The organism is Streptomyces flavofungini, from assembly GCF_030388665.1.
In the GTDB taxonomy this organism is placed as follows: domain Bacteria; phylum Actinomycetota; class Actinomycetes; order Streptomycetales; family Streptomycetaceae; genus Streptomyces; species Streptomyces flavofungini_A.
The window spans coordinates 5,965,055-5,982,171 of record NZ_CP128846.1 but is presented as its reverse complement, the minus strand read 5'-3'; the positions used below and the strand labels follow the sequence as shown (position 1 = coordinate 5,982,171).

Annotated in this window: 15 protein-coding genes and 1 tRNA gene; 12 read left to right on the top strand and 4 right to left on the bottom strand. The window is 70.5% G+C overall.

Features of this window, described 5'->3' with window-relative positions; translation table 11 throughout:
• Positions 1-34 precede the first annotated feature (34 nt).
• Both QUY26_RS25420 and QUY26_RS25415 read left to right on the top strand, forming a co-directional pair.
• A complete protein-coding gene (locus QUY26_RS25420) occupies positions 35-676 on the top strand; it encodes a GNAT family N-acetyltransferase (protein WP_436840527.1) in 642 nt (213 codons plus the stop codon).
• Positions 673-2,475, top strand: coding sequence for an IucA/IucC family protein (locus QUY26_RS25415; protein ID WP_289950527.1), 1,803 nt, complete (start codon positions 673-675; stop codon positions 2,473-2,475). The genes QUY26_RS25420 and QUY26_RS25415 overlap by 4 nt, the downstream gene beginning before the upstream one ends.
• A gap of 72 nt (positions 2,476-2,547) precedes the next feature.
• Here QUY26_RS25415 and QUY26_RS25410 read toward each other — a convergent pair whose 3' ends face one another.
• The gene (locus QUY26_RS25410) at positions 2,548-4,161 is read right to left on the bottom strand and encodes a beta-N-acetylhexosaminidase (RefSeq protein ID WP_289950525.1); all 1,614 of its coding nucleotides are present in this window, start codon (positions 4,159-4,161) and stop codon (positions 2,548-2,550) included.
• Positions 4,162-4,286: 125 nt separating this feature from the next.
• On the opposite strand from QUY26_RS25410, the gene QUY26_RS25405 reads away from it, so the two are divergent.
• The 3 genes from QUY26_RS25405 (at position 4,287) to glmS (ending at position 7,449) form a co-directional block, all read left to right on the top strand.
• Positions 4,287-5,177, top strand: a complete 891-nt coding sequence (locus QUY26_RS25405; protein WP_289950523.1) for a DUF4429 domain-containing protein — start codon at positions 4,287-4,289, stop codon at positions 5,175-5,177.
• A 166-nt stretch (positions 5,178-5,343) separates the two neighbouring features.
• A complete protein-coding gene (locus tag QUY26_RS25400) occupies positions 5,344-5,601 on the top strand; it encodes a hypothetical protein (protein WP_289950522.1) in 258 nt (85 codons plus the stop codon).
• Positions 5,602-5,631: 30 nt separating this feature from the next.
• A complete protein-coding gene (glmS, locus tag QUY26_RS25395; protein WP_289950519.1) occupies positions 5,632-7,449 on the top strand; it encodes a glutamine--fructose-6-phosphate transaminase (isomerizing) in 1,818 nt (605 codons plus the stop codon).
• A gap of 327 nt (positions 7,450-7,776) precedes the next feature.
• On the opposite strand, the gene QUY26_RS25390 is transcribed toward glmS, so the two are convergent.
• The gene (locus QUY26_RS25390; protein WP_030360002.1) at positions 7,777-8,301 is read right to left on the bottom strand and encodes a universal stress protein; all 525 of its coding nucleotides are present in this window, start codon (positions 8,299-8,301) and stop codon (positions 7,777-7,779) included.
• 573 nt (positions 8,302-8,874) lie between these two features.
• On the opposite strand from QUY26_RS25390, the gene QUY26_RS25385 reads away from it, so the two are divergent.
• The 4 genes from QUY26_RS25385 (at position 8,875) to QUY26_RS25370 (ending at position 11,795) form a co-directional block, all read left to right on the top strand.
• Complete coding sequence (locus QUY26_RS25385) at positions 8,875-9,288, top strand: hypothetical protein (protein WP_436840400.1); 414 nt, start codon at positions 8,875-8,877, stop codon at positions 9,286-9,288.
• Positions 9,289-9,684: 396 nt separating this feature from the next.
• Positions 9,685-10,998, top strand: a complete 1,314-nt coding sequence (locus QUY26_RS25380) for a helix-turn-helix domain-containing protein (RefSeq protein ID WP_289950511.1) — start codon at positions 9,685-9,687, stop codon at positions 10,996-10,998.
• Positions 10,999-11,008: 10 nt separating this feature from the next.
• On the top strand, positions 11,009-11,611 hold the full coding sequence (gene orn / locus QUY26_RS25375; RefSeq protein ID WP_289950509.1) for an oligoribonuclease: 603 nt from the start codon (positions 11,009-11,011) through the stop codon (positions 11,609-11,611).
• 111 nt (positions 11,612-11,722) lie between these two features.
• Positions 11,723-11,795 (top strand) — tRNA-His (locus QUY26_RS25370).
• A gap of 72 nt (positions 11,796-11,867) precedes the next feature.
• On the opposite strand, the gene QUY26_RS25365 is transcribed toward QUY26_RS25370, so the two are convergent.
• Both QUY26_RS25365 and QUY26_RS25360 read right to left on the bottom strand, forming a co-directional pair.
• Positions 11,868-12,284, bottom strand: a complete 417-nt coding sequence (locus tag QUY26_RS25365) for a hypothetical protein (protein ID WP_289950508.1) — start codon at positions 12,282-12,284, stop codon at positions 11,868-11,870.
• 250 nt (positions 12,285-12,534) lie between these two features.
• The gene (locus tag QUY26_RS25360) at positions 12,535-13,590 is read right to left on the bottom strand and encodes a LacI family DNA-binding transcriptional regulator (RefSeq protein WP_289950507.1); all 1,056 of its coding nucleotides are present in this window, start codon (positions 13,588-13,590) and stop codon (positions 12,535-12,537) included.
• A 260-nt stretch (positions 13,591-13,850) separates the two neighbouring features.
• Here QUY26_RS25360 and QUY26_RS25355 point away from each other — a divergent pair, with 260 nt between their 5' ends.
• From QUY26_RS25355 to QUY26_RS25345, 3 genes are read left to right on the top strand one after another with little or no spacing between them, the layout of a single operon-like run.
• The gene (locus QUY26_RS25355) at positions 13,851-15,191 is read left to right on the top strand and encodes an ABC transporter substrate-binding protein (protein ID WP_289950505.1); all 1,341 of its coding nucleotides are present in this window, start codon (positions 13,851-13,853) and stop codon (positions 15,189-15,191) included.
• 7 nt (positions 15,192-15,198) lie between these two features.
• Positions 15,199-16,227 (top strand): carbohydrate ABC transporter permease, encoded by a 1,029-nt coding sequence (locus tag QUY26_RS25350; protein ID WP_289950502.1) that lies wholly within the window; start codon positions 15,199-15,201, stop codon positions 16,225-16,227.
• A 9-nt stretch (positions 16,228-16,236) separates the two neighbouring features.
• A complete protein-coding gene (locus QUY26_RS25345) occupies positions 16,237-17,088 on the top strand; it encodes a carbohydrate ABC transporter permease (RefSeq protein WP_289950501.1) in 852 nt (283 codons plus the stop codon).
• The last annotated feature ends 29 nt before the right edge of the window (positions 17,089-17,117 follow it).

Sequence of the window (17,117 nt, the reverse complement as noted above, 5' to 3'; positions counted from 1 at the left end):
GAAAGGGACGGGCAGGACGAGCGGCACGAGCGGCATGAGACGCAGGCCGAGCCTGGACCGCGGTGTCGGCACCCTCACCCTGCGCCCCCTCGACCCTTCCCCAAGCTCTCAACTCCGTTCGAGCAGGGGAGGCCCCATTTCGGACGCCGAGCTGGTACACGCCTGGGTCACCCACCCCAAGGCGGCCTTCTGGCTGCTCCAGGGCGCGAAGCTGCACGACATCGAGCGCGAGTACATGGCCATCGCCGCCTCCGAGCACCACGACGCGTTCGTCGGCCTGCACGACGGGGAGCCCGCGTTCCTGATGGAGCGCTACGACCCCCGCCACGTCGAGCTGGTCGGCCTGTACGAGCCCGAGCCCGGCGACGTCGGCATGCACTTCCTGGTCGCCCCCACCGACCGGCCGGTGCACGGCTTCACCCGCGCCGTCATCGCCACGGTGATGGAGCACCTGTTCGCCGACCCGCGCACCCACCGCGTCGTCGTCGAACCCGACGTCACGAACACGGCCGTGCACCGCCTCAACGAGGAGGTCGGCTTCGTACCGGAGCGCGAGATCGACAAGCCGGAGAAGCGGGCCCTGCTCAGCTTCTGCACCCGCGAGAGTTACGAGGCGGCCGTGGTGCGCCACGCCGTAGCAGCACGCCCCACCGCAGTCTCTGGAGCACGGACATGACCCTGACGCCCGCCGCACCCCTCGCGCGCCTCTCCCCCCAGGCCGAGGCCGTGGCCCATCTGAACCCCGAGCGCTGGGCCGAGGCCAACCGCCTCCTCATCCGCAAAGCTCTTGCCGAGTTCGCGCACGAGCGGCTGCTGGTCCCGGACGACCTGGGCGCGGGCCGCTACGTCGTACGCAGCGACGACGGCCTGACCCGCTACCGCTTCGCCGCCCGCGTCTTCGCCCTCGACCACTGGGCCGTCGACGCGGCCTCCCTCACCCGCCACCGCGACGGCGTCGAACTCCCCCTGAACGCCCTGGAGTTCTTCACCGAGCTGCGCGGAGCCCTCGGCCTGAGCGACAAGGTCCTGCCGGTGTACCTGGAGGAGATCTCCTCCACCCTCTCCGGCACCTGCTTCAAACTCAGCAAGCCGCACCTCTCGGCCGCCGAGCTCGCCGCCTCCGGCTTCCAGGAGATCGAGACCGGCATGACCGAGGGCCACCCCTGCTTCGTCGCCAACAACGGACGGCTCGGCTTCGGCGTGCACGAGTACCTCTCGTACGCTCCCGAGACCGCGAGCCCCGTCCGGCTGATCTGGCTGGCGGCGCGGCGCGACCGGGCCGCGTTCACCGCGGGCGAGGGCCTGGAGTACGAGTCGTTCCTGCGGGCCGAGCTGGGCCGGCAGACCCTGGACCGGTTCGACGCGGTGCTGCGCGCCCAGGACCTCGACCCGGCCGACTACCTCCTCATCCCGGCCCACCCCTGGCAGTGGTGGAACAAGCTCTCCGTGACCTTCGCCGCCGAGGTCGCCGACCGGCGCCTGGTGTGCCTGGGCGAGGGCGACGACGAGTATCTGGCCCAGCAGTCGATCCGGACGTTCTTCAACGCCTCCGCCCCGACCAAGCACTATGTGAAGACGGCCCTGTCCGTCCTCAACATGGGCTTCATGCGCGGACTCTCGGCCGCGTACATGAAGGCGACCCCGGCGATCAACGACTGGCTGTACGGCCTCGTCCGCTCCGACCAGGTCCTCAAAGCCACCGGCCTCGGCATCATCCGCGAGCGCGCCGCCGTCGGCTACCGGCACCTGGAGTACGAGGCGGCGACCGACCGCCACTCGCCGTACCGCAAGATGCTCGCCGCGCTGTGGCGCGAGAGCCCGGTGCCCGCCCTGGGCGCGGGCGAGCGGCTCGCCACCATGGCCTCGCTCCTGCACACCGACCGCGACGGCGCGTCCTTCGCGGGTGCCCTGATGGAGCGCTCGGGCCTGGCGCCGGCCGAGTGGCTGCGCCGCTATCTGCGCGCCTACCTGACGCCGCTGCTGCACTGCTTCTACGCCTACGACCTGGTGTTCATGCCGCACGGCGAGAACGTGATCATGGTGTTGAAGGACGGTGTCGTCGACCGGGTCCTGTTCAAGGACATCGCCGAGGAGATCGCCGTGATGGACCCGACGGCCGTGCTTCCGCCCGAGGTCGAGCGGATCCGCGTGGAGGTGCCCGAGGACCGCAAGCTCCTGTCGATCCTCACGGACGTCTTCGACTGCTTCTTCCGCTTCCTGTCCGCGACCCTCGTCACCGAGGGCCGCGTCGACGAGGACGTCTTCTGGCGCACGGTCGCCGAGTGCGTCCGCGACTACCAGCACTCCGTGCCCGAACTGGCCGACAAGTTCCGGCAGTACGACATGTTCGCGCCCGAGTTCGCGCTGTCCTGCCTGAACCGGCTCCAGCTGCGCGACAACGAGCAGATGCTGGACCTCGCCGACCCGGCGGGCGCCCTGCAGCTGGTGGGGACCCTCAAGAACCCGATCGCCTAGACCGGGCCGCCTGGACCGGGCGGGGCTCCGCGGACGGTCCCGCGGAGCCCCGCTCAGCCGTTCGTGCCGTGGCTACCGCTCGGCGGGCCAGGGAACCTGCGGCGACTTGTAGTAGTTGATGCCGAGCGCGTCCCAGCGCGGCGCCTGCCCCGCGAGCCGGCCCTTGTACGCGCCCCAGTCGTGCGTGGCCGCGGGCGACCAGCCGAGTTCGGCGATCCCGGGAAGCCGCGGGAACGCCATGTAGTCCAGGTGCGCGGGCGTGGACAGGGTCTCCGTCCACAGCGGTGCCTCGACGCCGAGGACCGCGTCGGCCGGGGCCCCTTGCAGATACGTGCCCGGATCCCAGTCGTAGGCCCGCTGCACCTCGACATAGCCCGCCCAGGTCAGGCCGAGCGGGGTGTCCTTGTCGTACTTCATGTCGAGGTAGGCGCGGTCGGCCGGGGAGAGCACCAGCTTGGTGCCCTTCTTCGCCGCGTTCACGACCTGGTCGCGCTCGGCCTGGCCGGTGCGGTCGTAGCCCCAGTACTGGACGACGGCGTCCTTGGCCGGATTCGCCCCGGCCAGCTGGTGCCAGCCCATCACGGTCTTGCCGTACTTGGCGACGACGGGCTGGACCTTGCCCATGAACGTCACGAAGTCCTCGTCGCTGGTGGAGTGCGCCTCGTCACCACCGATGTGGACGCTCCCGCCGGGCGTGAGGGCGGCCAGCTCCCGCACGACGTCGTCCACGAACTCGTACGTCACGTCCTTGTTGACGCACAGCGAGCTGAAGCCGACGTTCGTGCCCGTGTAGAGCGGGGGCGCGACGCCGTTGCAGTTCAGTTCGGCGTACGAGGCGAGGGCCGCGTTGGTGTGGCCCGGCATGTCGATCTCCGGGATCACCTGGAGGCCGCGGGACGACGCGTAGGCGACGATGTCCTTGTACTGGTCCTTGGTGTAGTAGCCGCCGGGCCCGCCGCCGACCTGCGTGGAGCCGCCGTAGGTGGCCAGGCGCGGCCAGGAGTCGATCGCGATGCGCCAGCCCTGGTCGTCGCTCAGGTGCAGGTGCAGCTTGTTCATCTTGTAGAGCGCCAGCTGGTCGATGTAGCGCTTGACGTGCTCGACGGGGAAGAAGTGCCGGGACACGTCCAGCATCGCGCCGCGGTAGGCGTAGCGCGGCATGTCCTTGATGGTGCCGCCCGCGATGCGCCACGGGCCGCGCTGCGGGGTCTTCTTCTCGACGGCGGCGGGCAGCTGCTGCCGCACGGTCTGCACGCCGTGGCGCAGACCGGTGGCCGACCAGGAGGTGATGGTGAGGGAGCCGCGCGTGGAGATCACGCGGTAGCCCGTACCGCCGAGGACCTTGTTCTCCGGCTCGGCGCTGATGCGCAGCCGGATGCCGCCCTCGCCCTCGCGGTCGGTGACGGGGAGCCGGTATCCGGTCGAGGGGCGCAGGATGCCCGCCAAGTACTCGGCGATGCGGCGCTCGTCGGGATCGCCGCCGACGCGGATGAGGGTCTTGGCGGTGATCTCGAACCCGGCGCCGCCCGGCTCGACCTTCATCGGCGCGGGCACGATCTGGCCGAGCGGCGTGGGCCCGGCGCGGTCCGGGGCCTTGGTGGGGGCGGCCGCCGACGAGGACGTGCCGGCGGCGGCGATCAGCAGGAGCGAGGCGATGACGCAGGCAGTTCTGTGGTGCTGTCTCACAAGCGGGTCCCTTCGCCGGGCAACGCGGATGTGACGCAGTCGAACCGTCACCATGCGTACCGCGCACCCCAGACCGGGTCAAGGTGTAGACCACCCGCCCTGGCCTGCGGTGCGAGAATCGGCTCATGGCGGAAATCATCCAGCGCGACGGGACCTGGACCTTCGACGGAGAGACGCTGCGGCTCGTGCCCGGCCGCGACAAAGCCGTCTCGTTGCTGCGCAAGACCCTCGGTGAACTCACCCTGCCCGTGGCGGCCTTGGCGGGCATCGCCTTCGAACAGGGCAAGAAGAACGGCCGGTTGCGGCTGCGCCTGCGCGACGGCGCGGACCCGCTGCTCCAGGCGACGGGCGGCAAGCTCGCCGACGCCTCCGATCCGTACCAGCTGACCGTGGAGTCGGACCGGTACGGCGTCGCGGAGTACGTGGTCGACGAGGTGCGCAACGCGCTGCTCCTGGAGCAGGTCCCCGCCAAGGGCTGCGAGAGCTATCTGCTGCCGGGCCCCTCGGTGCCGCTGCAGGTGGCCGCGGGCGACGCGACGGTGAGCTTCGACGGGGAGAACATCCGCCTGGAGTGGAACTGGAAGACGGAGGAGGCCAAGGCGGCATCCGGCACCCGCTCGATCGCTCTCGCCGACGTGGCCGCCGTGGAGTGGCAGCCCGCCATAGGCCTGGAGAACGGCTATCTGCGGTTCACGGTGAAGAACTCGCCCACCAAGGCCCCGCCGAAGTACGACCCGAACTCGGTGGAGCTGTGGGGCTTCAAGAAGGACCCGCTGATGGCGCTCGTCGCGGCGGCCGTACAGGCCCGCCTGCCGCACCCGGCCGCCACGAAGGCGGCGCTCACCCAGGAGGCCGCGCCCGCCGACGCGGCGCCCGCCCTGCCCGCCGCCCCGGCCGAGGACGGCCATGACGCGCTCCTGCGGCGCCTGCGGGAGCTGGGCGAGCTGCACCGGAGCGGGGTCCTGACGGACGAGGAGTTCACGGCGGCCAAGCAGGCGGTGCTGAAGCGGATGTGAAAGGGGCGCACCCGGGCGCGCGCAGGGCCCGCGCGGGGGCGTGCAGTAGGGGCAGGAGGGCGCGTGCGCAGGGCCCAGGGTCCTGCATAAGTACGGACCAAGCCGTTCCTGCCCGATATCGGGCAGGATTCTTGCGAAAGCTCCCCTCGTACCCCAGGATCATCGAGTGCACGAAGAACTTGTCGATCACCTGACGCGCTCCACCCAGCTGCACCGCGGCGAGGCGCTGCGGGTGATCCAGGACGTGCTCGCGTACTTCGACGAGACGACCGAGGCGTTCGTCCGCCGCCGCCACCGTGAGCTCCAGGGTCAGGGCCTGGTGAACACGGAGATCTTCGAGCGGATCGCGGCGGACCTGCGTTATCGCGCGGTCGCGCCGCCCGAGCTCTCGCTCAGGCAGCTGCGCCGCATCGTCTACGGCTGACCCCTGTCCACCCCAACCCGAGGGACCCTTATGTGCGGAATCGTCGGATATATCGGCAAGCGTGACGTCGCCCCGCTCCTCCTGGAGGGCCTGCAGCGCCTGGAGTACCGCGGATACGACTCCGCGGGCGTCGTGATCACCAGCCCGAAGGCCACCGGCCTGAAGATGGTCAAGGCCAAGGGCCGCGTCCGCGACCTGGAGGCCCGCGTCCCCAAGCGCTTCACCGGCACCACCGGCATCGCCCACACCCGCTGGGCCACCCACGGCGCTCCCTCCGACGAGAACGCCCACCCCCACCTGGACGGCGAGAACAAGGTCGCCGTCGTCCACAACGGCATCATCGACAACGCCTCCGAGCTGCGCGCCAAGCTGATCGCCGACGGCGTCGAGTTCCGCTCCGAGACCGACACCGAGGTGATCACCCACCTCATCGCCCGCTCCGAGGCCGAGAAGCTGGAGGACCGGGTCCGCGAGGCGCTGCGGCACATCGAGGGCACGTACGGCATCGCCGTCCTGCACTCCGACTTCAACGACCGCATCGTGGTCGCCCGCAACGGCTCGCCCGTCGTCCTCGGCATCGGCGAGAAGGAGATGTTCGTCGCCTCCGACGTCGCCGCCCTCGTCTCGCACACCCGCCAGGTCGTCACCCTCGACGACGGCGAGATGGCCACCATCAAGGCCGACGACTACCGCACGTACACCACCGAGGGCTCGCGCACCTCGGCCGAGCCGACCACCGTGGAGTGGGAGGCCGAGTCGTACGACATGGGCGGCCACGACACGTACATGCACAAGGAGATCTTCGAGCAGGCCGACGCCGTGGACCGCGTCCTGCGCGGCCGCATCGACGACCGCTTCTCCACCGTGCACCTCGGCGGCCTGAACCTGGACGCGCACGACGCCCGCAAGGTGCGCCGCGTCAAGATCCTCGGCTGCGGCACCTCGTACCACGCGGGCATGATCGGCGCCCAGATGATCGAGGAGCTGGCCCGCATCCCCGCGGACGCCGAGCCCGCCTCCGAGTTCCGCTACCGCAACGCGGTCGTGGACCCCGACACCCTGTACGTCGCCGTCTCCCAGTCCGGCGAGACCTACGACGTGCTCGCGGCCGTGCAGGAGCTGAAGCGCAAGGGCGCCCGGGTCTTCGGCATCGTCAACGTCGTCGGCTCCGCGATCGCGCGTGAGGCGGACGCGGGCGTGTACGTGCACGCGGGCCCGGAGGTCTGCGTCGTCTCGACGAAGTGCTTCACCAACACCACCGTCGCCTTCGCGCTGCTCGCCCTGCACTTGGGCCGCATCCGTGACCTGTCGGTCTCCGACGGCAAGCGGATCATCGCGGGCCTGCGCCAACTGCCCGCGCAGATCGAGCAGATGCTGGAGCGCGAGGACGAGATCAAGAAGCTCGCGCAGGAGTTCGCCGAGGCCAAGTCGATGCTGTTCATCGGCCGGGTGCGGGGCTACCCGGTGGCCCGCGAGGCCTCCCTGAAGCTCAAGGAGGTCTCCTACATCCACGCGGAGGCCTACCCCGCGTCCGAGCTGAAGCACGGCCCGCTCGCCCTGATCGAGCCCGCCCTGCCGACCGTCGCGATCGTCCCCGACGACGACCTCCTGGAGAAGAACCGCGCGGCCCTGGAGGAGATCAAGGCCCGCAGCGGCAAGATCCTCGCGGTCGCCCACCGGGAGCAGGAGAAGGCCGACCACACGATCGTCGTCCCGAAGAACGAGGACGAGCTCGACCCGATCCTGATGGGCATCCCGCTCCAGCTGCTCGCGTACCACACGGCGCTGGCCCTCGGCCGGGACATCGACAAGCCGCGCAACCTGGCGAAGTCGGTCACCGTGGAGTAGTCCGCGCCCATGAACGGTCCCCTGTGTGTGCCACCAAGCGCACAGGGGACCGTTCCTCGAGGGACCGGGGTCGCCCATTCCCCCGGCCCGCGCCTGCTGCCGGTGGCCGTCACCCCCGACCTGCAGGGCATACGCCGCGCGCGCCGACGTGGAACCGTCGGACGCCGCCGCACGGGCACTGGGCCGTGGTTCTGCCCCACCAAGCGGTATGTACCCTTCACAAGGGAACAAACCACCTCTACGCGCGAGTAGATTTATGCGCCGCCGAAGAGCGTCCGACTCCCCCCGCACCACTCATCCCGCCTGGGACGAAAGGGAGTTGCGAAGCTAGGGGATGACGACGACGGGCCGTTGCGCACGGCGCGCGAGCCGGCCCGCGACCGAGCCGAAGATGCGCCCCACGATCCCATGTGTCGAGCCGACGACGATGGCGTCCGCGGAGTACTCCCTGCCGACCTCTTCGAGTTCGTGGCAGATGTCGCCGCCGCGCTCGACCAGGATCCAGGGCACTTCCGACAGATACTCGGCGCAGGCCAGTTCGAGCCCGAGGACTTCGGTGCGGTGGTCCGGGACGTCGACGAAGACCGGTGGCTCACAGCCCGCCCAGACCGTGGTGGGCAGCCGGTTGGCGACGTGGACGATGATCAGGCCGGAGCCGGATCGATGTGCCATCCCGATCGCGTAGGCGAGGGCCCGCTCGCTGGATGTCGAGCCGTCGAAGCCGACGACGACACCGTGCCGGAAGGCGGGATCGCAGGAGTGACGTGGTTCTTCCGCCGCTTGGGGGGTCGCGCTCGGATCGGCGACCTGCCGCTTGCGGTTCGCGGGTTCGGAGAATTCGTGACCGGCCATCGGTGTCTCGGCGAAGGAGTCCTCTGTGGGAGGGTCGGCTTTTTTCGGATGCGCGATCTGGGTGCGCGGTAGGGAACAGGGCGGTACGAGCAGAGAGAAACAGGTACGAAGCAGGTAGAAGCAGGTACGGGCGGGTTCGGATGTGTGCGGGTCACCGCAGGTCGGGCACCGTGACCGTGCACTTCACCGGACGTGTGTCCGGGAATCACCTTCCCAACCCCTTACCCCCAAGGGTACGGCCGCACTCCTCTCCTGCCCAGCTCTCGACGAGCCTCGTCCAGGCCCCCGCCGGGACCCGCCCGGTGCCGGCCCCGGGGCGCCGCCGCGGGCCGGCACAAGGCCCGCACAAGGCCTCCCTGAGGCCTCACGGCGTTCACCGGAGCATGCATGAGCCCGGCTCGGATGGCAATGGCGGCTGCCCCGTACAGGCGGTTTGCGCCCGGTTCGCGCGCGCGGCCCCTTCAGGCCAGTGACCGGCCGGTCGGCCGCGCGTTGAACCCGTGAAACCACTCTTTCGGAGACATCCGCCGCCACCGCCACACCGTGCGAAACCACTGCCGCAGGGAGCACGCCGTGCCAGGACCGTCCACCGCCGCCCCGGTCACCGCAGCCACCACCCGCCGCCGTGCATCCGAGGGGGCGCGCGAGCGCCGGGCCCCCTCGGTCCCCGCACCCCGCCCCGCGCGGGCTCCGGTGCCCGCCCCGCAGGAGTCGGCGAGCGACGTGGTGCGCTGGGCGGCCTTCTCCTGCGTCCTGGTTCCGGTGGTCCTGGTCGGGTACGGGACCTCGCTGGCCGGCGCGGGCGGGGCGGCCCTGGGGCTCGCCGCCGTGACCGGGGTGTGCCGGGTGCTTCTGCAGCAGTCCGAGCGCGGGGCGGCGCGAGCCCGTGCGCAGCGGGGCGCGGCCGCGCGCGGACGGCGTCAGCGGCAGGCGCCGGGGGCGCATCGGGGCGGCCGCCGTCCGGGTGCCGATGCGCCGGTGGACTGACTGATTCCCACGCACTCCTCCGAACGTTTTCAGCCAACTTCCCGGCCGTCGGCATTCCCTGGCGGAACGGGGGGTCAACCCACGTCTCACCAGGGGTGAAAGGAGCGCGGAAGGCCTCTGCACCCTACGTTGACCGGCCACTGGCACAAGGCGCACTTCCCTGCGCGGCCCGTGAGTGCGACGCTTCGTGATCGAATGCTTCACGCCAAGTTGCCATGTCGACAATGCGCCGGGTGCTGAACTGGTCACAGCGGCGTCACGTGACGCAGTAGATTCGATCTTGACTGTAGTACGGCGGGGGACTGGTGGAGGACCGAGGGGAAACGTGCAGGAGCGACAGGCCCAGAAAGCACGTCAAGAACAGGGAGCCGCGACGACCAAGGGGGGCTTAGCACCATGAGCCACGACTCCACTGCCGTGCAGGAAGCCGCGGCGCGGAAGCTCTCCGGGCGGCGACGTCGGGAGATCGTCGCGGTGCTGCTCTTCAGCGGTGGTCCCATTTTCGAGAGTTCCATACCTCTCTCCGTGTTCGGCATTGACCGGCAGGACGCGGGAGTACCCCGGTACCGGCTGCTCGTGTGCGCCGGTGAAGAGGGGCCGCTGCGGACCACCGGCGGACTCGAACTGACCGCGCCCCACGGGCTGGAGGCGATCTCGCGGGCGGGCACCGTCGTGGTGCCGGCCTGGCGCTCGATCACATCGCCGCCCCCGTTGGAGGCACTCGACGCGCTGCGCCGCGCGCACGAGGAGGGCGCGCGCATCGTAGGACTGTGCACCGGCGCGTTCGTCCTGGCCGCGGCCGGTTTACTGGACGGCCGACCGGCGACGACGCACTGGATGTACGCGCCGACGCTGGCCAAGCGCTATCCGTCCGTGCACGTCGATCCGCGCGAGCTGTTCGTCGACGACGGCGATGTGCTGACGTCGGCCGGCACCGCGGCCGGAATTGATCTCTGTCTGCACATCGTGCGCACGGATCACGGCAATGAGGCGGCGGGCGCGCTCGCCCGCAGGCTGGTCGTGCCACCGCGCCGGGCCGGCGGCCAGGAACGCTATCTGGACCGGTCGCTGCCGGAGGAGATCGGCGCCGACCCGCTCGCCGAGGTCGTCGCCTGGGCGCTCGAACACCTTCACGAGCAGTTCGACGTGGAGACGCTGGCCGCCCGCGCCTACATGAGCAGGCGCACCTTCGACCGGCGGTTCCGCTCGCTGACCGGGAGCGCTCCCCTGCAGTGGCTGATCACTCAGCGGGTGCTGCAGGCACAGCGGCTCCTGGAGACCTCCGACTACTCCGTGGACGAGGTCGCCGGGCGCTGCGGGTTCCGCTCGCCCGTCGCCCTGCGCGGCCACTTCCGGCGCCAGCTCGGCTCCTCGCCCGCAGCGTACCGCGCGGCGTACCGGGCGCGGCGGCCGCAGAACGAGCGGTCCCTGGAGTCAGCGGCGGCAGGGGCGTCGGCACCGTCGGCCGCGCCCACGGCCGCGGCCGCCGTCTCCGCCGGCTCCTCGGTGGTCGCCACGGACGGGCCGGGGCCAGGTCCGGGCGGGTCCCCGGGGCTGACACCGGGCCCCGTCCCGTCCCAGACCCGGCGCACGGCCGCCGCGAGCTCGCTCGGGGCCACGGCGTCCCTGCCGATGGATTCGGGCAAGCTCCACTCCGACGCGTACGCGCCGGGTCGCGCTCCCCTGCCCGGTCAGAGGAGCGCGCCGTAGGGTTGGGCGCATGAACGATCGCATGGTGTGGATCGACTGCGAGATGACCGGGCTCTCGCTGACGGATGACGCACTTATCGAGGTGGCCGCGCTGGTCACCGACTCGGAACTGAACGTGCTCGGCGAAGGTGTGGACATCGTGATCCGCCCGCCGGACGCGGCCCTGGAGACCATGCCCGAGGTGGTGCGGCAGATGCACACCACCTCGGGACTCCTCGACGTGCTGGCCGGCGGCACCACGCTGGCCGACGCCGAGGAGCAGGTCCTCGCCTACATCCGGCAGCACGTGAAGGAGCCCCGCAAGGCCCCGCTGTGCGGCAACTCGGTCGGCACGGACCGCGGCTTCCTGCTGCGGGACATGCCGACCCTCGAGGACTTCCTGCACTACCGCATCGTGGACGTCTCCTCCATCAAGGAGCTGGCCCGGCGCTGGTACCCGCGGGCGTACTTCAACAGCCCGGACAAGAACGGCAACCACCGCGCCCTCGCCGACATCCGCGAGTCCATCGCGGAGCTGCGCTACTACCGCGAGGCGATCTTCGTCCCGCAGCCCGGGCCCGACTCGGACACCGCCAAGTCGATCGCCGCGAAGCACGTCCTGCCTGCGGATTAGCCCTCCCAGGCACCCCGTGTACGGGGTCCGTGAAAGGCGTGCGCGAGCACCCCTTCGGACCCTGTACACTTTTTCTCGGCCGGTCGGAAGAACGACAAAGACCGGCCCGTGGTGGGTGTAGCTCAGTTGGTAGAGCACCTGGTTGTGGTCCAGGTGGCCGCGGGTTCAAGTCCCGTCACTCACCCTGAAGGATCGGCCCCTGATTCGTGAAAACGAGTCGGGGGCCGATGCGTTTCCCGCTCGCGCTCGGCACGGCCTAGGGCGACGCAAACCGCGTCACATCCGTGATCCGGCAGACGACCTTTCCCGACGTCTGCCGAATCCCGACCGCGGACTCGTTCGCCGCCCGGTCCGGCGCCAAATTGCTCGTGACAGCGACCCCCTCGGCGATACGCACGCCGTCGGCACCGACGAACTCCACCTCGACCGAGTAGTCGGACGTCTTCGAGCTGTGGTTGGTAATACGCAACTCAGCGGTGGGCCAGCGGGTGCTCGGATCCACCGAGCACTTGGTGAGCCGCGCGTCGGCACGCGCATCCGGCTCCGACGGGGCGGTCTGCTCCTGGGCAGGGCCCTGGTCAGGCGGCTTCTCCTCGCCACCGCCACCGGCGAGCACCAGCGCCACCACGATCGCCACCAGGACGACAGCGATCAAGGCCACGTACAGAATCACCCGCCCGAGCCGCTTCCCGTGCGGCGGAGGACGCTGCCCTCGGGACGGCCCGCTCAGTGGCCCACTCGGCGGCCCACTCGGCGGCCGCCGCCCCCACCCACTCGGCGGTGGTCCGGCAGGAGGTCGCTGAGCTGGCATGACGCCCCCAGGTGGCGCGCGGGGCTAATACCTCAAGCATCTCTCCGCAACGTGAAAGGTGCACGCCAGGCCGTGCCGCCCGAGCCCGCCCGCGCACGGCGCCGGAGGGCCCTCACGACGACGCCCTGCACACCAGCTCCGTAGGCAGCACGATCTGCTGGCGGGTGAGGTGGCGGGCCGCTGCCGGGCGGGTGTCGGCGATCTCTGCGAGGAGGACGTCCGTCATGGTGCGGCCCATCTCCGTGATGGGCTGGCGGACGCTGGTCAGGGGCGGGTCCATGTGGCGGGCGATGGCGGAGTCGTCGAAGCCGACCAGGGCCACGTCGTCCGGTATGCGGCGGCCGGCCTCGCGGAGGATCTGGCGGGCGCCCGCGGCCATGACGTCCGAACCGGCGAAGACCGCGTCCAGGTCGGGGCGGCGGGCCAGGAGCTCGGTCATGGCGCGGCGACCGCCGTCCTCGGTGAAGTCGCCGCGGGCTATCAGGGCCTCCTCGACGGCGTGGCCCGCCTCGGTGAGGGCGTCGCGGTAGCCGTCGAGGCGGCGCTGGGCGCCGTACACGTCCAGGCGCCCCGTGATCGTGGCTATCGTGCGCCGGCCCCGGTCGAGGAGGTGGCCGACGGCCGCGCGGGCGCCCGCGAAGTTGTCGGAGTCCACCGAGGCGAGGGGCTCATCGGCCGAGCGGCGGCCGCTGATCACGGCCGGGATGCCGAGCTGCTGCAGCAGGTCGGGCAGCGGGTCGTCGGCGTGGACGGAGACGAGGAGGACGCCGTCCACGCGGTGCGCGGACAGGTACTGGGCGAGGCTGCGGCGCTCCCGGTCGCCGCCCGCGAAGGTCAGCAGGAGCTGCATGTCCGTCTCCGCGAGCGCGCTGCCCACGCCGTGGATGATGTCCGAGAAGTACGGCTCGGCGAAGAACCGGGACTCCGGCTCCGGGACGACCACGGCGATCGAGTCCGTGCGGTTCGCGGCGAGCGCCCGGGCCGCCGTGTTCGGGACATAGCCGAGCTCCGCCACCGCCTCCTCGACGGCCGCGCGCGTCTGCTCGCTCACCCGGGGCGAACCGTTGATCACCCGGGACACCGTGCCGCGCCCGACCCCCGCCCGCGCGGCGACCTCCTCCAGCGTGGGCCGAGCCCCGCCGCGCCCCCTGGGCTGACCACTCCCCATCAGTGCCTCCCCACGACGCGAATCTAACAGCAGGGCCACGACCACCAGCGACGGCGCCGACGGCCCGCAACTCCCGACGTCCGGTGCCTTGACACCCCCCGGGCGAGCCGCGACCCTTCAAGGCATCACACATGGGAGCGCTCCCACCCTACTCGGCTCTTACATGACCCGCACGTCCCGTACGCGCCATTCCCCACCAACTCGCCCATTTCATACGAGAGTTGACCGGCTGTCGGTACGTCTGGGACCAGGAGGACGCAATGCGCTACAGGACTCGAACGTCCCGCACGGCCGTGGTCCTCGCGGCCGCCACCGCTCTCGCCGCCGGACTGCTCGCCGGCTGCGCGGAGGACTCCGACGAGCCGGGCGGCTCCTCGGGGGGCGGCGGGGACGGCGGGGGCGGCAAGGGCAGGACGACCCTGACCGTCGGGGTGTTCGGCGCCTTCGGCCTGCAGGAGGCCGGGCTGTACGAGGAGTACGAGAAGCTCAACCCGGACATCGACATCAAGCAGAACTCCGTACAGCGCAACGAGAACTACTGGCCCGCCCTGCTCACCCACCTCAGCAGCGGCAGCGGCCTCTCCGACATCCAGGCCGTCGAGGTCGGCAACATCGCCGAGCTGACCGGCACCCACTCCGGCAAGCTGATGGACCTCGGCAAGACCCAGGGCGTGGACAAGGGCGCCTACCTCGACTGGAAGTGGCAGCAGGGCACCACCGACGACGGCAAGACCATCGCCCTCGGCACCGACATCGGGCCGACCGGCATCTGCTACCGCAAGGACCTGTTCAAGAAGGCCGGGCTGCCGACGGACCGCGAAGCGGTCGGCAAGCTGTGGGCGGGCGACTGGAACAAGTACCTGGAGGCGGGCAAGCGGTTCAAGGAGAAGGCGCCCGAGGGCACCGCCTTCGTCGACGGCGCCACCGGTGTGATGGCCGCCGTGCACGGCTCCGGCAAGGAGAAGTTCTACGACGCCGAAGGCGAGCTGATCTACAAGGACAGCGCGGGCGTCAAGGCGGGCTGGGACCTCGCGGCCGAGTTCGCCGAGTCCGGGCTCACCGCCAAGCTCCAGCAGTTCCAGCCCAGTTGGGACCAGGCCTTCTCCAACGCGTCCTTCGCCACCGTGACCTGCCCGCCCTGGATGCTCGGCTACATCAAGGACAAGGCGGGCGACAAGGGCGAGGACCAGTGGGACGTCGCCGCCGCGCCGAAGCCCAGCAACTGGGGCGGCTCCTTCCTGACCGTGCCCGAGGCCGGCAAGAACAAGGAGGAGGCCGCCAAGCTCGTCGCCTGGCTGACCGCCCCGAAGCAGCAGGCCAAGCTGTTCGACAAGCGGGCCAGCTTCCCGAGCGCCGAGGCCGCCTACGACCTGCCCGAGGTGAAGGACGCCAAGAACCCCTACTTCGGCGACGCCCCGGTCGGACAGATCTTCGCCAAGGCCGCCGAGGGCGTACCGGTCCAGCCCATCGGCCCCAAGGACGGGATCATCTCCCAGTACCTGGCCGACACCGGGATGCTCGGCGTCGACCAGAAGGGCACGTCTCCCGACAAGGCCTGGGACAAGGCGATGAAGACGATCGACAACGCACTGGACCAGTGATCATCCGGTGACCGACATCCCGAGCGACACCCGTACCGCCGCGCCCTCCACGGGGGAGGAGGGCGCGGCGCCCCGCGCACGGGCCGGGGCGCCGCTCGCCGACCCGGCGGCCGAACGCCGCCGCGCCCGGCGCAGCCGCCGCTACCGCTGGGACATGAAGTGGAGTCCCTACGCCCTCATCGCGCCCTTCTTCCTCTTCTTCATCGCCTTCGGGCTCTTCCCGCTGCTCTACACGGGGTGGGCCTCGCTGCACCGCGTCGAGCTGGGGACGCCCACGGACATGGAGTGGGTGGGGCTGCGCAACTTCTCGCGGCTCCTGGAGGACGAATTCTTCTGGAACGCGCTGCGCAACACCTTCACCATCGGCCTCATCTCGACCGTGCCGCAGCTGTTGATGGCGCTCGGCCTCGCCCACCTCCTGCACTACCGGCTGCGCGGCTCGATGTTCTTCCGCGTCGCGATCCTCACCCCCTACGCCACCTCCGTGGCCGCGGCGACGCTCGTCTTCGTGCTCATGTTCAGCCGCACCGACCACGGCATGATCAACTGGGCGCTCGGCCTCGTCGGGGTCGACGCCGTGGACTGGCAGAACGGCGACTGGACCGCCCAGATCGCCGTCTCCTCGATCGTCATCTGGCGGTGGACGGGCTACAACGCGCTGATCTACCTCGCCGCGATGCAGGCCATCCCCAACGATCTGTACGAGTCGGCGGCGCTGGACGGCGCGAGCCGCTGGCAGCAGTTCCGGCACGTCACGATTCCCTCGCTGCGGCCGACGATCCTGTTCACCTGCGTGGTCTCGACGATCGGGGCGACCCAGCTCTTCGGCGAGCCGCTCCTGTTCAGCCAGGGCGCGAGCCCCACCGGCGGCTCCGACCACCAGTTCCAGACGCTGGGTCTCTATCTGTACGAACAGGGCTGGTTCAACCAGCACCTGGGCCGGTCCTCGGCGATCGCCTGGACCATGTTCCTCATTCTCGTCCTGATCGGCCTGCTCAACTGGGCGATCAGCCGCTGGATCCGCAGAAGCGCGTGAGGGGATGACGTGGCAAGCCTCAAGAAACGCGGCGCCGGACGCCAACTGCACGGCGGCAAGCTGGCCTACGCCGTACTGATCCTGTTCACCATCGGCTCCCTCTTCCCCCTGGTGTGGACCGCCATCGCCGCGTCCCGCAACAACACGCGGCTCGCCGAGACGCCCCCGCCCTTCTGGTTCGGCGGGAACCTCTTCAAGAACCTGGAGATCGCCTGGACCGACGCCAACATGGGCACGGCCCTGCTCAACACCCTGGTGGTGGCGGGCACCATCACCGTGGGCACCGTGCTCTTCTCCACCCTCGCGGGCTTCGCCTTCGCCAAGCTGCGGTTCCGCTTCCGGGGGCTGCTCCTGCTGCTCGTGGTCGGCACGATGATGGTGCCGCCGCAGCTCAGTGTCGTACCGCTGTTCATGATGGTGGCGGAGTTCGGCTGGACCGATCAGCTGCAGTCGGTGATCCTGCCGACGCTGGTGAGCGCCTTCGGGGTGTTCTTCATGCGGCAGTACCTCATCGAGGCGCTGCCCACCGAGGTGATCGAGGCCGCCCGCGTCGACGGCGCCAGCAGTCTGCGGCTGATCTGGCACGTGGTGTTCCCCGCGGCCCGGCCCGCGATGGCCGTCCTCGGCATGCTGACCTTCGTCATGGCCTGGAACGACTTCTTCTGGCCCATCATCGCGCTGACGCAGGGCGGCGAACCGACCGTGCAGGTGGCCCTCGCCGGACTCGGCCGCGGCCAGATCCCCGACCAGTCCGTGATCATGGCGGGCGCGCTGCTCGGCACGCTGCCGCTGCTCATCGCCTTCGTCCTGTTCGGCAAGCAGATCGTGGGCGGCATCATGCAGGGCGCCGTCAAGGGCTGACCGCCACGTCCCGTGTGCCCCACCCCCTC

What these genes read in the sequence shown, in the direction of transcription:
- QUY26_RS25420 (WP_436840527.1), top strand. Translation starts at nt 35, where the DNA reads ATGAGACGCAGGCCGAGCCTGGACCGCGGTGTCGGCACCCTCACCCTG.
- QUY26_RS25415 (WP_289950527.1), top strand. Translation starts at nt 673, where the DNA reads ATGACCCTGACGCCCGCCGCACCCCTCGCGCGCCTCTCCCCCCAGGCC.
- QUY26_RS25405 (WP_289950523.1), top strand. Translation starts at nt 4,287, where the DNA reads ATGGCGGAAATCATCCAGCGCGACGGGACCTGGACCTTCGACGGAGAG.
- glmS (WP_289950519.1), top strand. Translation starts at nt 5,632, where the DNA reads ATGTGCGGAATCGTCGGATATATCGGCAAGCGTGACGTCGCCCCGCTC.
- QUY26_RS25390 (WP_030360002.1), bottom strand. Translation starts at nt 8,301, where the DNA reads ATGGCCGGTCACGAATTCTCCGAACCCGCGAACCGCAAGCGGCAGGTC.
- QUY26_RS25380 (WP_289950511.1), top strand. Translation starts at nt 9,685, where the DNA reads ATGAGCCACGACTCCACTGCCGTGCAGGAAGCCGCGGCGCGGAAGCTC.
- orn (WP_289950509.1), top strand. Translation starts at nt 11,009, where the DNA reads ATGAACGATCGCATGGTGTGGATCGACTGCGAGATGACCGGGCTCTCG.
- QUY26_RS25360 (WP_289950507.1), bottom strand. Translation starts at nt 13,590, where the DNA reads ATGGGGAGTGGTCAGCCCAGGGGGCGCGGCGGGGCTCGGCCCACGCTG.
- QUY26_RS25355 (WP_289950505.1), top strand. Translation starts at nt 13,851, where the DNA reads ATGCGCTACAGGACTCGAACGTCCCGCACGGCCGTGGTCCTCGCGGCC.